Annotated in this window: 10 protein-coding genes; 8 read left to right on the plus strand and 2 right to left on the minus strand. The window is 54.4% G+C overall.

Translation table 11 applies throughout. From position 1 onward, the window contains the following. Positions 1–78 precede the first annotated feature (78 nt). From ACN0VD_RS15350 to ACN0VD_RS15375, 6 genes are read left to right on the plus strand one after another with little or no spacing between them, the layout of a single operon-like run. Positions 79–2,799, plus strand: coding sequence for a nitrate/nitrite transporter (locus tag ACN0VD_RS15350; RefSeq protein WP_417595816.1), 2,721 nt, complete (start codon positions 79–81; stop codon positions 2,797–2,799). A gap of 20 nt (positions 2,800–2,819) precedes the next feature. Continuing rightward, entirely contained in the window at positions 2,820–6,581 is a 3,762-nt protein-coding gene (locus ACN0VD_RS15355; RefSeq protein ID WP_417595818.1) for a nitrate reductase subunit alpha, read from the plus strand. Further along, positions 6,578–8,104 carry a nitrate reductase subunit beta gene (narH, locus tag ACN0VD_RS15360; protein ID WP_417595820.1) on the plus strand — a complete coding sequence of 509 codons (1,527 nt, stop codon included), beginning with the start codon at positions 6,578–6,580 and terminating at the stop codon, positions 8,102–8,104. The genes ACN0VD_RS15355 and narH overlap by 4 nt, the downstream gene beginning before the upstream one ends. Next, on the plus strand, positions 8,101–8,817 hold the full coding sequence (gene narJ / locus ACN0VD_RS15365) for a nitrate reductase molybdenum cofactor assembly chaperone (protein ID WP_417595822.1): 717 nt from the start codon (positions 8,101–8,103) through the stop codon (positions 8,815–8,817). The genes narH and narJ overlap by 4 nt, the downstream gene beginning before the upstream one ends. Continuing rightward, on the plus strand, positions 8,810–9,529 hold the full coding sequence (gene narI, locus ACN0VD_RS15370) for a respiratory nitrate reductase subunit gamma (RefSeq protein WP_417595824.1): 720 nt from the start codon (positions 8,810–8,812) through the stop codon (positions 9,527–9,529). Before narJ ends, narI begins: the two co-directional genes overlap by 8 nt. Continuing rightward, positions 9,522–10,328 (plus strand): peptidylprolyl isomerase, encoded by an 807-nt coding sequence (locus tag ACN0VD_RS15375; RefSeq protein ID WP_417595826.1) that lies wholly within the window; start codon positions 9,522–9,524, stop codon positions 10,326–10,328. The genes narI and ACN0VD_RS15375 overlap by 8 nt, the downstream gene beginning before the upstream one ends. 116 nt (positions 10,329–10,444) lie before the next feature. Here ACN0VD_RS15375 and ACN0VD_RS15380 read toward each other — a convergent pair whose 3' ends face one another. Both ACN0VD_RS15380 and ACN0VD_RS15385 read right to left on the minus strand, forming a co-directional pair. Next, positions 10,445–11,569, minus strand: coding sequence for a M14-type cytosolic carboxypeptidase (locus ACN0VD_RS15380; RefSeq protein ID WP_417595828.1), 1,125 nt, complete (start codon positions 11,567–11,569; stop codon positions 10,445–10,447). Beyond that, positions 11,566–12,174 (minus strand): DUF4136 domain-containing protein, encoded by a 609-nt coding sequence (locus ACN0VD_RS15385; protein WP_417595830.1) that lies wholly within the window; start codon positions 12,172–12,174, stop codon positions 11,566–11,568. Before ACN0VD_RS15385 ends, ACN0VD_RS15380 begins: the two co-directional genes overlap by 4 nt. A gap of 153 nt (positions 12,175–12,327) precedes the next feature. Here ACN0VD_RS15385 and galE point away from each other — a divergent pair, with 153 nt between their 5' ends. Next, positions 12,328–13,332, plus strand: coding sequence for a UDP-glucose 4-epimerase GalE (gene galE / locus ACN0VD_RS15390; RefSeq protein WP_417595832.1), 1,005 nt, complete (start codon positions 12,328–12,330; stop codon positions 13,330–13,332). A gap of 101 nt (positions 13,333–13,433) precedes the next feature. Continuing rightward, a partial coding sequence (gene ykgO / locus ACN0VD_RS15395) for a type B 50S ribosomal protein L36 (protein ID WP_417595838.1) occupies positions 13,434–13,540 on the plus strand: 107 nt, incomplete at its 3' end.

A 13,540-nucleotide genomic window follows, 5' to 3' on the forward strand; every position in this document is an offset into this window, starting at 1 on the left:
CCACTTGTTTGACCCAGATCAAAATACTGTCTGGTCAACCCTCCCAATAGAATCGCGAGAAAACTCTAATGGAGTTATATGATGCCGGCGACACAAATTCCGACCGTTGCGGATCAGAACCGGGCTCTGGGTCTCAGTACCTTTGCTTTTGCGGTCTGCTTCGCTGTCTGGACGATATTTGCCATTATCGGCATCGAGATAAAAGCCGAACTGGGACTGAATGATACCCAATTTGGTCTGCTTGTCGGGATGCCAATTCTTACCGGATCACTGACCCGGCTGTTCCTCGGGGTCTGGGCCGATCAATATGGCGGACGATTGGTACTTCCGCTGACCATGCTGGTCTCGGCGGTGGCAACATTCCTGCTGTCCTATGCCGAAACATATCTCCCGATGCTGGTTGCAGCGCTCTGCCTGGGGCTTGCTGGCGGCTGTTTTGCGGTGGGCGTTGCTTATGTCTCCAAATGGTATCCGCAAGAGAAGCAGGGAATGGCCTTGGGTTTTTTTGGCATGGGAAATGTTGGCGCCGCAGTCACGAAATTCACAGCACCTTTTGTTATGGTCGCTCTTGGCTGGACCGCGGTGGCACAGATTTGGGCGGTTATCATGGGGGCCACCGCGATAATCTTCTTCCTTTTCGCAAAAGATGACCCTGAACATGCGGCCCGCAAAATATCCGGCGCAAAACCAAAATCCCTGAAACAACAGCTTGAACCGCTCAGAAACCAGCAGGTGTGGCGTTTCTCGCTCTATTATTTCTTCGTCTTCGGTGCCTTTGTCGCACTGGCCCTCTGGCTGCCCAAATATCTGATGGGCGTCTATGGTCTCGACATCAAGATGGCCGGCATATTAGCCGCAACCTTCTCGGTGTCAGCGAGCCTGTTTCGGGCATATGGCGGCATACTCTCGGACAAATATGGCGCACGCAAGGTCATGTACGCGACCTTTGGCATATCGCTTCTTTGCCTGTTCATGCTCTCTTATCCCGCAACCGATTACGTGATCCACGGGATCAAGGGTGACATTAGTTTTTCCACTTCCATGGGGCTCGTACCGTTTGTTCTGACGATTTTCGTGCTCGGTTTCGTCATGTCGCTGGGCAAGGCCGCTGTGTACAAGCACATCCCGGTTTATTATCCGGGACATGTTGGCGCGGTCGGTGGGCTCGTTGGCATGGTTGGCGGGCTTGGCGGATTCATACTCCCTATTGTCTTTGGCGCGGTCAGCGATCTCACCGGTATCTGGACGAGTTGCTTCATGGTCTTGTTTGCGCTTGTCGGCATAGCATTGGCATGGATGCATGTCGCAGTTCGCCAGATGGAGCAAAAGGCGTCGGGGGTTGATGCCCGGTCGCTCCCGGAATTTCCGGAACTCGCGGAGATCCATGAGGAAAAATTTCATGGGCAGGTTCCTTCCAAGATACTGGAAGACTGGCGTCCCGAAGATAAAGACTTCTGGAAAAATGTCGGTGAACCGATCGCGCGCAGAAATCTTTATATATCGATACCCGCATTATTGCTCGCGTTCGCTGTCTGGATGGTCTGGTCGATGGTGGTTGCCAAGCTGCCGCTGATCGGATTTGACTATTCAACCGATCAATTGTTCTGGCTAGCCGCATTGCCGGGGCTGTCGGGGGCCACGCTGCGAATATTCTACAGTTTCATGGTTCCCATTTTCGGCGGGCGGCTGTGGACAACATTATCAACTTTCTCGCTCCTGATTCCGGCTTTCGGGATAGGATATGCGGTTCAAAACCCGGATACGCCCTATTTTATCTTTCTGGTTCTTGCTTTGCTATGCGGATTTGGCGGCGGAAATTTTGCCTCTTCCATGTCCAACATCAGCTTCTTCTTTCCAAAAGCAAGAAAGGGCAATGCAATGGCGCTCAATGCTGGTCTTGGTAATCTTGGCGTCTCGGTAATGCAGTTCCTCATTCCCATCGTCATAACGGTGAGCGTTTTTGGCGCGCTTGGCGGTGAGCCGATATCGACCAGCGAGGGCGAGCCGCTTTGGCTCCAGAATGCCGGCTTTATCTGGATCCCGTTCATTATTGTATCGGGCTTGCTGGCATGGTTCGGAATGAGTGATATTGCGGATGCAAAAGCCAGTTTTGCCGAACAAGCCGTGATTTTCCAGCGCAAGCATAACTGGATCATGTGCTGGCTATATACGGGAACATTCGGATCCTTTATCGGCTTCTCTGCCGGACTGCCGCTGCTCGCGAAGAGCGAGTTTCCCGATGTAAATGTCCTTCAATATGTTTTCCTGGGGCCATTGGTCGGGGCAGTGAGCCGCGCGGCCACCGGCTGGGTGTCCGACAAATGGGGTGGGGCGCGCGTAACTTTTTGGGTGTTTGCCGCCATGATGCTGGGCGTCGTCGGCGTCATCTATTTCCTGAACCAGAATAGCTTTGTGGGCTTCCTGGCGATGTTCATTTTCATGTTTTTCATCACCGGTGTGGGTAACGCTTCCACCTTCCAGATGATCCCTGTTATCATGCGTCAGGAAGTCAGCCGCTTGATGCCGGAGCTAAGCGACGCGGACCGCACCAGACAGGCTGAGAAGGAATCGGCGGCGATTGTTGGCTTTACGTCCGCCATCGCTGCCTACGGTGCATTTTTCATTCCCAAAAGCTTTGGCAGTTCAATCGCCGTAACGGGTTCGCCGATGGCCGCGCTTTGGGGTTTCTTGATCTTCTATGCCAGCTGCGCGGCTCTGACATGGTTTGTCTATGTCCGAAAAGGCGGAACCCTCCACGATATCGAACGCGGCAAAGCCCCGCAAACCGTTCCAGCATAGCCCATTAAAGGACCCGAACCATGAGCTTCCTTCTTGATCGATTGACTTTCTTCAAGCAACAAAAAGCACCGTTCTCAAATGGGCATGGTGTAACCACGGCCGAAGATCGCAGTTGGGAAGATGGCTATCGCAAACGGTGGCAGCATGACAAGATTGTGCGTTCTACCCACGGAGTCAATTGCACAGGCTCCTGTTCGTGGAAGATATATGTCAAGGGCGGAATCATCACCTGGGAGACGCAGCAGACGGATTATCCGCGTACACGGCCTGACCTTCCCAACCATGAACCTCGAGGCTGCCCACGCGGGGCGAGTTACAGCTGGTATATCTATTCGGCACAGCGGCTCAAATATCCCTTGATCCGGTCGCGGCTGGTCCGCCTTTGGCGTGAGGCACGCAAAACGATGACACCGGTTGCGGCCTGGACGTCTATTGTCGAGGACAAGGCGAAGCGGCAAAGCTATACCGCCATTCGCGGGCATGGCGGCTTTATCCGCGCGGCATGGGATGAAGCGACAGAAATTGTCGCCGCTGCCAATGCCTATACCGCCAAGAAATATGGTCCTGACCGGGTGGTTGGTTTCTCGCCAATCCCGGCCATGTCGATGGTCAGCTATGCCGCCGGTGCACGCTATCTCTCGTTGCTGGGTGGAACCAATCTGTCTTTTTATGACTGGTATTGTGATTTGCCGCCATCATCGCCGCAAACATGGGGTGAGCAGACCGATGTTCCCGAAAGTGCGGACTGGTACAATGCAGGTTTTCTGATGCTTTGGGGGTCAAACGTGCCGCAAACACGGACACCCGATGCGCATTTCATGACAGAGGCACGCTATCGCGGTGCGAAAGTGTCCGTAGTGTCTCCCGATTACGCCGAGGCGACAAAATTTGCAGATATCTGGTTGAACCCGCAACAAGGAACCGATGCCGCCCTCGCCATGGCAATCGGCCATGTCATCCTCCGTGAATATCATCTTGATCGCCAGGTGCCCTATTTCGAGGATTATTGTCGCAAATATTCCGATATGCCGTTGTTGGTGCGGCTCGTTGAAAAAGACGGTGCTTATGTTCCGGAACGGATGCTGCGCGCGTCCGATTTCAAGGGTTCACTCGGAGAGAAGAACAATCCCGAATGGAAATCGGTAGCTTTTGATGACAACAGCGGAGAAATTGTTGCGCCCTTGGGTTCGGTTGGTTTCCGCTGGGGTGAAAAAGGCAAATGGAACCTGGAGGAGAAGGACGGCAAGGGCAATGATGTCGCATTGCGAATGACCGCAATACTGGATCAGCATCGCGATGATATTGTCGATGTATCCTTCCCATATTTCGGCAATCAGGAACATGACCATTTCAAGGGAACCGATCATCCTGACGTTCTGAACCGCAAAGTGCCGGTCCGTGCCGTGAAATTAAAAGACGGCGAGGCAATGGTTGCAACCGTGTTTGACCTTTTCTGCGCCAACTATGGTCTCGACAGAGGGTTGGGCGGTGAACATGTCAGCAAGGATTACCGCGACAATGTGCCTTATACCCCTGCATGGGCGGAACAGATTACCGGCGTTCCGGCGCACCAGATCATATCGGTCGCGCGGGAGTTCGCTACGAATGCGGAAAAAACCAATGGCAAATCCATGGTCATATTGGGGGCCGGGATCAACCATTGGTATCACATGGACATGACCTATCGTGGCATCATCAACATGCTGGTGATGTGCGGCTGTGTGGGGCAATCGGGCGGTGGCTGGTCGCATTATGTTGGCCAGGAAAAACTGCGTCCGCAGACCGGCTGGCTGCCGCTGGCCTTTGGACTGGACTGGAACCGTCCGCCGCGCCAGATGAACGGCACGAGTTTCTTTTATGCCCATAGTGACCAGTGGCGGTATGAAACGCTGGACATCAAAGAGATATTGTCACCCACTGCGCCAGACGGCGACTGGTCGGGCACGTTGATCGATTACAATGTCCGGGCGGAACGCATGGGCTGGTTGCCCAGCGCGCCACAACTGAAAACCAATCCGCTGGACATCGCCAAAGCGGCCAAGGGGGTTGGCAAAGAGGCACAGGATTATGTCGCTGATGGATTAAAATCCGGCGCGCTGGAAATGTCCTGCCAGGATCCCGATGATCCCGCAAACTGGCCGCGCAACATGTTTGTCTGGCGATCCAATATATTGGGCTCGTCGGGAAAGGGGCATGAATATTTTCTGAAGCATTTGCTGGGGACGTCGCATGGTGTCCAGGGCAAAGACCTGGGTGAAACCGGCAGGCAAAAGCCCGATGAGATTGTCTGGCATGATCAGGGGCCAAGAGGCAAACTCGACCTGGTCGTAACCCTGGATTTCCGGATGTCCACGACATGCGTCTATTCCGATATCGTTCTGCCAACGGCGAGCTGGTATGAAAAAGACGATCTCAACACTTCGGATATGCATCCGTTCATTCATCCGCTGTCCGCTGCGGTGGATCCGGTCTGGGAATCCAAGTCCGATTGGGAAATATACAAGGCGATCGCAAAGAAGTTTTCCGAAATCGCACCAGAGGTTCTGGGGGTCGAAGACGATGTCGTTCTGACTCCGATCATGCATGACACGCCGGGTGAGATTGCCCAGCCCTTCGATGTGGAGGACTGGGGCAAGAGCGAAACAAAACCTGTACCCGGCATTAGCATGCCCAAAGTGACGGTGGTGGAGCGCGATTATCCCGCACTTTACAAACGCTTCACTTCCGTCGGACCGCTTTTGGAAAAACTGGGCAATGGCGGCAAAGGTATCGGCTGGAATACCGGGCATGAGGTTGAACTGCTGAAACAGCTCAACGGTACTGTCAATGACGGAGGACCGACTCAAGGCAATGCCCGGATTGATACCGGAATTGACGCGGCCGAGTTTATCATGATGCTGGCCCCCGAAACCAATGGCGAGGTCGCGGTAAAGGCCTGGGAAGCATTGTCCGAAAATACCGGACGCGACCACAGGCATCTCGCACTACCCAAGGAAGACGAGAAAATCCGTTTTCGGGACATTCAGGCTCAGCCACGCAAGATCATATCCTCGCCAACATGGTCGGGGATAGAAAGCGAACATGTCTGTTACAATGCCGGCTATACAAACGTGCACGAACTTGTCCCCTGGCGCACGCTGAGCGGACGGCAGCAGCTATATCAGGACCATAGCTGGATGCGCGCTTTCGGTGAGGGCTTCTGCGTCTATCGCCCGCCGATTGATACGAAGGCCGTCAAGCCGATGATCGACAAGGCGGCGGAGGAAAAACATGTCATTCTGAACTTTATCACACCGCACCAGAAATGGGGCATCCACTCAACCTATAGCGACAATCTGTTGATGCTGACGCTATCGCGTGGCGGACCGATTGTGTGGATGTCGGAAATCGATGCTGCCAAGGCAGGGCTGGTCGATAACGACTGGGTGGAGGCGTTCAATAGCAACGGTGCTCTGGTCGCGCGCGTCGTCGTGTCGCAGCGGATGAAAGAAGGTACATTGTTCATGTACCACGCACAGGAAAAGATCGTGAATATGCCGAGCTCGCCGCTGACCGGCCTTCGCGGCGGAATCCACAACAGCGTCACCCGCACCGTCTTGAAGCCAACCCACATGATCGGTGGCTATGCGCAGCTTTCCTATGGCTTCAACTATTATGGAACAGTGGGGTCCAACCGCGATGAATTTGTCATCGTTCGCAAAATGTCCAGAGTGGACTGGATGGAAGAGGAACTGCCCGATGGGGCCTTGCCAGCAATGGCAGCAAGGGAGCAAGTGGCATGAAGGTTCGAGCGCAAATCGGCAAGGTTCTGAACCTTGACAAATGTATCGGCTGCCACACCTGTTCGGTGACGTGCAAAAACGTATGGACCAGTCGCGAAGGCATGGAATATGCCTGGTTCAACAATGTCGAGACGAAACCCGGCATTGGCTATCCCAAGGATTGGGAAAACCAGAAACGATGGAATGGCGGATGGACGAAAAAAGGCGGTCGTCTGCAACCACGCATGGGTGGAAAATGGAGGCTTCTGGCAAAGATATTCGCCAATCCTGACTTGCCGGAAATCGACGATTATTATGAACCGTTCACGTTCGACTATGGTCATTTGCAAAGCGCGAAAGAATCCAGAGCGCAACCCACCGCCCGGCCCCGCTCGGCCATCACCGGCCGGCGCATGGAAAAAATCAACTGGGCACCCAATTGGGAAGAAATCCTCGGCGGCGAATTTTCCAAGCGTTCGGAGGACTATAATTTCGACGGAATTCAGAAAGAAATATACGGCCAGTTTGAAAATACATTCATGATGTATTTGCCCCGTCTATGCGAACATTGTCTTAACCCGACCTGCGTTGCAGCTTGTCCGTCCGGTTCCATCTACAAGCGCGAGGAAGATGGCATTGTCCTGATTGATCAGGAAAAATGTCGTGGTTGGCGCATGTGTGTGTCGGGCTGCCCCTACAAGAAAATCTATTATAACTGGAAAACAGGAAAATCGGAGAAATGCATATTCTGCTATCCCCGTATTGAAGCTGGACAGCCAACCGTTTGTTCAGAAACTTGTGTTGGACGTATCCGCTATCTTGGTGTGATGCTCTATGATGCGGATCGTATTGACGAGGCCGCGTCGGCGGGAAATGTCGAGGATCTTTATCAGGCGCAGCTCGATATTTTCCTTGATCCCCATGACCCTGAAGTCATCGCACAGGCACGCAAAGATGGCGTGCCGGAGGCATGGCTGGAATCCGCTCGTCATTCGCCCATCTGGAAAATGGCAATGGAATGGAAAGTCGCGTTTCCGCTACATCCGGAATATCGGACCTTGCCGATGGTCTGGTATGTGCCGCCCCTGTCTCCGATCAGCGCCGCCGCCGGTGCGGGCAAGATCGAGATGATTGATGATATGCCCGATATCCGCAGCTTGCGCATTCCACTCAGATATCTCGCCAATCTGCTGACAGCCGGCGACGAAGACCCGATCGCGATCTGTCTGGAGCGAATGCTCGCCATGCGCAGCTATATGCGGGGCAAGACCGTTGACGGCGTCATCCGCGACAAGGTTGCGGAACGTGTCGGCCTCACGCCAGCGCAGATTGAAGATATGTACCAGATCATGGCCATTGCCAATTATGAAGACCGGTTTGTGATTCCATCCGGACATCGTGAAGACGCAGAGGATATGTTCGACGAACGCGGTTCATGTGGTTTTTCCTTTGGCAATGGTTGTTCGAACGGGAGCAGCGAAACCAATCTCTTTGGTGCGCCCGCCCGCAAGAAACTCCCGACCCCGACGGAGTTAATATCATGAGCGTCACATTTCGCATCCTGTCTGCCCTGCTCCAATATCCTACTGTGGATATACAAAATGCTGTTCCGGAAATGCGAAAAGCGCTTTTCGAGGACGCCATGTTGAACGCAGCGCATATCGAGGCCCTGGAGCCGCTACTCAACAGATTGGCGACAAATGACCTGATTGATGTGCAGCAGAATTATGTAGAATTGTTTGATCGTGGCCGCGTCCATTCGCTGCATCTGTTTGAACATGTCCATGGTGAAAGTCGTGACCGGGGCCAGGCGATGGTTGATCTACGCGAAAGATATTTGGCAGCCGGACTTGACCCGGTGTCCAGTGAATTGCCCGATTATTTGCCTCAGTTCCTTGAATATTGCTCGGTGTTGCCGCGAGAGGCAGCGCTTGAACAATTGGCCGAGCCCGGTCTTGTGCTGGTTGCACTGGCTCGGCGGCTGGAGGAACGCGGATCGGACTATGCCACGGTTCTGATCACATTGTGCGATATGGCGGGTATTGATCGCGGCATTGACGTTGAAAGCGCAATCAAGCCAGCCGACGATCCCGATGATCTCGAAGCACTGGATGCCGCGTGGGAGGAGGAGGAAGTGACGTTTGGCGCAGAATCTGCGCCTCATGGTCAAGCGGAATGCCCGAAAGCGGCGGCGATGGTGAGCCGTTTTTCTCCGTCCTTGGATGCTGAATCAATCAGGAGTGAAAAACATGGCTGATTTTCTCAATCATTTGCTCTTCGGGATTTATCCCTATCTCGCGCTGACGGTTCTGGCGATTGGCTCTATCATCCGCTTTGACCGTGAACCCTATGGATGGCGCTCCGGGTCCAGCCAGTTTTTGCGACGCAAGCAATTGATATGGGGATCGACCCTGTTTCATCTGGGTGTGCTTGTCGTTTTTTTCGGGCATTTATTCGGACTATTGGTGCCAATCTGGATTTTTGACAGTCTTCACGTAAAGCATGAATGGAAACAGGCGCTGGCTGTCGGTGGTGGGGGATTTGCCGGAGCCGTTTCATTTATCGGGGCAAGCCTGTTGTTGCATCGGCGTCTGTTTGATCCCCGTATCAGGGTGAATTCGACTTTTGCCGATACCGGTATTCTGATTCTGCTATGGTTTCAGCTCGCTTTAGGTCTGGCAACCGTACCGATTTCATTGAGCCATATGGATGGTATGCAAATGGTCAGATTCATGGCGTGGGCAAATGGCATCTTTACGTTCAATCCGGAAGCTTCTTCCTACATTCTTGGCTCTCACTGGATTTTCAGGGCCCATATCGTGCTGGGCCTGACCATATTTCTTTTGTTTCCGTTCACACGGCTGGTGCACATGTTATCAGCGCCGCTACGTTATATCTGGCGTCCAGGATATCAGATAGTGCGTTCCCGGAAATTAGCCGGCCACAAGATGGAGGCGCGCAATGGCTGATGTTATGGAAAGGATCAGCGTGGGCGGTGTTGAAATAGCACCGGGCGACATCGCAGCAGAGGCACAGAACCATCCTTCAGAGACGCCTGAGGATGCGTGGATACGATCTGCCGAGGCGCTTGTTGTACGACGGTTGTTGCTGGACGAAGCAGACCGGCTTGATATTGCGGCAACCGACCTGGCAGATGCCAAGGGCCATAAGCTCGCCCCCGATGATGCCCGCATCGAAGCTTTGCTGGAACAGGAAGTAAAAACGCCATCTGCCGATGAGGCCACTGCGCAGCGTTTCTATAGACAGCATCAGCATCGATTTTCTTCACCGACTATCGTCGAAGCGGAGCATATTCTGTTTGCGGCGTCGCCCGATGATGAATTCGCTTATTCTCTGGCGATCGGAGATGCGCGCGGTGCGATCCGGAAAATTCAGGCGGAGCCGGATCTTTTCGGCAAACTGGCGCGCCAGCTTTCCTCCTGCCCGTCAAAGGAACAGGGCGGCAATCTTGGGCAGATTGGTCCAGGACAAACGGTCGAACCGTTTGAGCAGGCCCTGTTTGCCCTGAACGAGGGTGAACTGTGCGACCAACCGGTTAAATCACGGTTTGGCGTTCACGTCATTCGTGCAGGCCGCCGGGTTGAGGGGGAAACGCTTCCTTTTGAAGCCGTTCGGCAGAAGATCGTGGATTATTTGGAAGAAGCCAGCTTTCGTAAGGCAGTGTCCCAATATCTTTCGATATTGGCATCCCGGACCGAGGTTGAGGGCGTCGCCTTCGAAATCACAGACGGACCGTTGGTGCAGTGAGGGTGGGAATTCGGGATTCCTTCGGCTGTGCGGCTTCTCTGTCTTGAGAGCGGGCAACATCATGTTCGTCGCGACCGGCAGGCGCTTCGCAAACGGGTGGACGCAATCCCGATTCTCTAGATATCGCCGATCATCTCCGCCAGCGTGGCCAGGCATTCGCGGGCGAGCAGATTGCAGCGCTCGGGGGACCAGCCTTGTTCGGTATCGGGCAGATCGCGATTATCCTTGAACGGCATTTCCAGCGTCATCGCTACCGCACCAAAACGTTCTGCGACCTGATTGGTCGACATCGACAGATTGGCTTTGCCTTCTGCGGCGGTGGGATAGCCGAGGTCGGTCTGGAAATCCGGTGTACGCTGGGCGAGGCGGTTGCGATAGCCGTGATATTTTTCCAGCTGTGCTTTGGTGATCGACGGAATGCCTTCAAAACCGGCGATGAAAACGGCTGGTATTGCTTCGTCCCCGTGCACATCCATGGCAAAGGCAACGCCGGTCTCGTCCATGGCGTTGCGGACACAAAGCACTTCGGGAGATTTTTCTGCGCTCGGTTCGTGCCATTCGCGATTGAGATTGGTTCCGGCGAAATTGGTTCGTAAATGCCCCCTGCGCGAACCATCCGGGTTCATATTGGGGATGATATGGAACCGGCATTGCTGCAATAAAAGCCGTGCGTGGGGATCGGCTGGATCGGTGAGCATTTCCAGCGCGCCTTCCATCCACCATTCGGCCATGCTTTCGCCCGGATGCTGGCGGGCGTAGAGCCAGACCTGTTTGTCACCGCTGCCCAATTCCAGACAGTCCATCGGCTGGCCTTCAAGACTATGGCCCAGCGTCCGTACCGTGACGCCCTCGAATCCGGCTGTCTCGGCAATCAGATCGTGATGACGTTCCATGCTATATGGCGCGAAATAGGCGAACCAGATGATATTGCTGCTCGCGGTATAGCGTATCGACAGGGTGCCGCTGGCTTCGTCATAACTGCTCGCCGCGCGGCCCCAATATTCCCGGTCTTCGCTGACGCAGGCGTTATAATCGGGCCAACCCTGCGGATAGGCCGATTCCTTCAGGCCGCCGATGTTCAGCTCCAGTTCGTCGCCAATTTCGCAGGCGACCCGGAAATGGAACCATTGAAAAAACTCGCTGTCCTTGTCCTTGCGGATGGACAGTTCTGCGGTGGTACCTTTGACGGCATGAACTTCGATATTGCCGCTATCGAATGCGCTGGTGATTTTTATGGTCATGGCACCCTGATAGTGGTTCCGGACTCTCCGGGGAAGTCCTTGAATAAGGCATCAGCCAATTTGGCGGCGGCGAGACCTGGCTGGGACGCAGGTGAGCCATCCTTTGCTTCGACCGATGCACGGCCTTCCCAGACAATCTCGCCGCTGTCCCGTTTGGTCAGACGTACCGAAAGTTCGGTGACGATCTTGTCCTTCGGCGGGCCGCTGAGGTCGATGCCAATGCCCAGGCCGACGCCGGACCCGTAACTGCCAGTACTGCCGCCAACACCGACCGAAACCGGTGATCGTGATCCGCTGGCGCTCAAAACTGCCCTTTCGAGCGTATAGCGAACGATATAATCGCTGCTTTTCGCGTCATCGAGCGCTTCGGAAAATCCGACTCGTTGCAATTCGCGCAGCAAGGCGGCCGAGTAGCTTGTATATTCAATGCTGCGGTTATGGCCTTCATCGGTCATATTGGGCCGGATGATGACGCTGCCCGGCACGATCGGCGCCACTTGCGCATTGTGAAAACGGGTGACATCCACAGGCGGTGTCATCGCCGTACAACCGGACAGGAGCAATGCTGCCAATGTCATTGTTGCGAATGATTGAAAAGCGGCCATGATACTCACTCCTTAAAACTGCTTGATCCTATATTAGCGCATAATCTCCGAGACTATGGAAAAAAATATATCCGCAGGCGATCGTGGTTAACCGATTGGAGAGACCATCTCGTTAAACAGCCGATATAGAGATGAAATAGGAACGTAAGATTAATGGCAAAGCCGTTTACGATATTGGTCACCGGCGGAGCAGGCTATATTGGTAGCCACGCGGTGCTGGCGCTGCTGGATGCCGGATGGCCGGTCGCGGTGATTGACAATCTGACCACCGGTTTTCGCTGGGCCGTGCCGGAAGATGTCGCCTTTTATGAAGGCGATATCGAGGATGATGCCCTGGTCGCCCGAATCATCAAGGACGAAAAAATCGGCGCGATCATGCATTTCGCCGGTTCGATCATCGTCCCGGAATCGGTGGAGAATCCGCTCAAATATTATCACAATAACAGCGCAAAGAGCCGTAGTCTGATCGAATCGGCGGTGACCGGCGGCGTGAATCATTTCATCTTTTCGTCAACTGCAGCAACCTACGGCATCCCCGAGGAAAGCCCGGTCAGCGAAAGCACGCCGCAACTGCCGATCAATCCCTATGGCATGTCCAAGCTGATGACCGAACATATGCTGCACGATGTGTCTGCGGCGCACGATCTGAATTTCTGCGCACTGCGCTATTTTAACGTCGCTGGTGCCGACCCCCAGGCGCGGACCGGGCAATCGACCGCCGGCGCGACCCATTTGATCAAGGTCGCGGTCGAGACCGCGCTTGGCAAGCGGGACAGCGTCGCTGTCTTCGGCACGGATTATGCAACGCCGGACGGTACCGGCGTCCGCGACTATATTCATGTGTCGGATCTCGCCAGCGCACATGTGCTGGCGCTGGAAGCACTGATCGCGGACCCGAATCGGAACCATCTGCTCAACTGCGGCTATGGTCGCGGATTTTCCGTGCTCGAGGTGCTCGATGCGGTTGACCGGGTCACCAACCTGCGAATCAAGCGGAATATGGAAGGGCGGCGCGCGGGCGACCCCGATTCGCTGATTTCCGACAATCGGGCGATTATGGAATGCTTTCCCTGGCAGCCGAAACATGCCGACCTCGATGAAATTGTCGCCCATGCATTGGCGTGGGAACGCAAACTCGTCGAAATTCGGGGAGATTAGCGCTGGTCGCTTGACTTTGGCGGCAGTCGACCTTAATTGCCCTGCTTCAACGCAGCTAGGCTGCTTTCAAGAAATTCAGATAATCAAGGCGTGGTACCAAAATGAAAGTCCGCAACTCTTTGAAGTCGCTTAAAAACCGTCACCGGGACTGCCGCGTCATCCGTCGCCGTGGTCGCACCTATGTGATCAACAAGACGAATCGCCGGTT

Origin of the sequence: Parasphingorhabdus sp., from assembly GCF_048267785.1 — a bacterium.
Classification (GTDB): Bacteria; Pseudomonadota; Alphaproteobacteria; order Sphingomonadales; family Sphingomonadaceae; genus Parasphingorhabdus.

Coding starts and splice junctions, on each gene's coding strand:
- ACN0VD_RS15355 (WP_417595818.1), top strand. CDS start 2,820: ATGAGCTTCCTTCTTGATCGATTGACTTTCTTCAAGCAACAAAAAGCA.
- narI (WP_417595824.1), top strand. CDS start 8,810: ATGGCTGATTTTCTCAATCATTTGCTCTTCGGGATTTATCCCTATCTC.
- narH (WP_417595820.1), top strand. CDS start 6,578: ATGAAGGTTCGAGCGCAAATCGGCAAGGTTCTGAACCTTGACAAATGT.
- ACN0VD_RS15350 (WP_417595816.1), top strand. CDS start 79: ATGATGCCGGCGACACAAATTCCGACCGTTGCGGATCAGAACCGGGCT.
- narJ (WP_417595822.1), top strand. CDS start 8,101: ATGAGCGTCACATTTCGCATCCTGTCTGCCCTGCTCCAATATCCTACT.
- ACN0VD_RS15380 (WP_417595828.1), bottom strand. CDS start 11,569: ATGACCATAAAAATCACCAGCGCATTCGATAGCGGCAATATCGAAGTT.
- galE (WP_417595832.1), top strand. CDS start 12,328: ATGGCAAAGCCGTTTACGATATTGGTCACCGGCGGAGCAGGCTATATT.
- ACN0VD_RS15375 (WP_417595826.1), top strand. CDS start 9,522: ATGGCTGATGTTATGGAAAGGATCAGCGTGGGCGGTGTTGAAATAGCA.
- ACN0VD_RS15385 (WP_417595830.1), bottom strand. CDS start 12,174: ATGGCCGCTTTTCAATCATTCGCAACAATGACATTGGCAGCATTGCTC.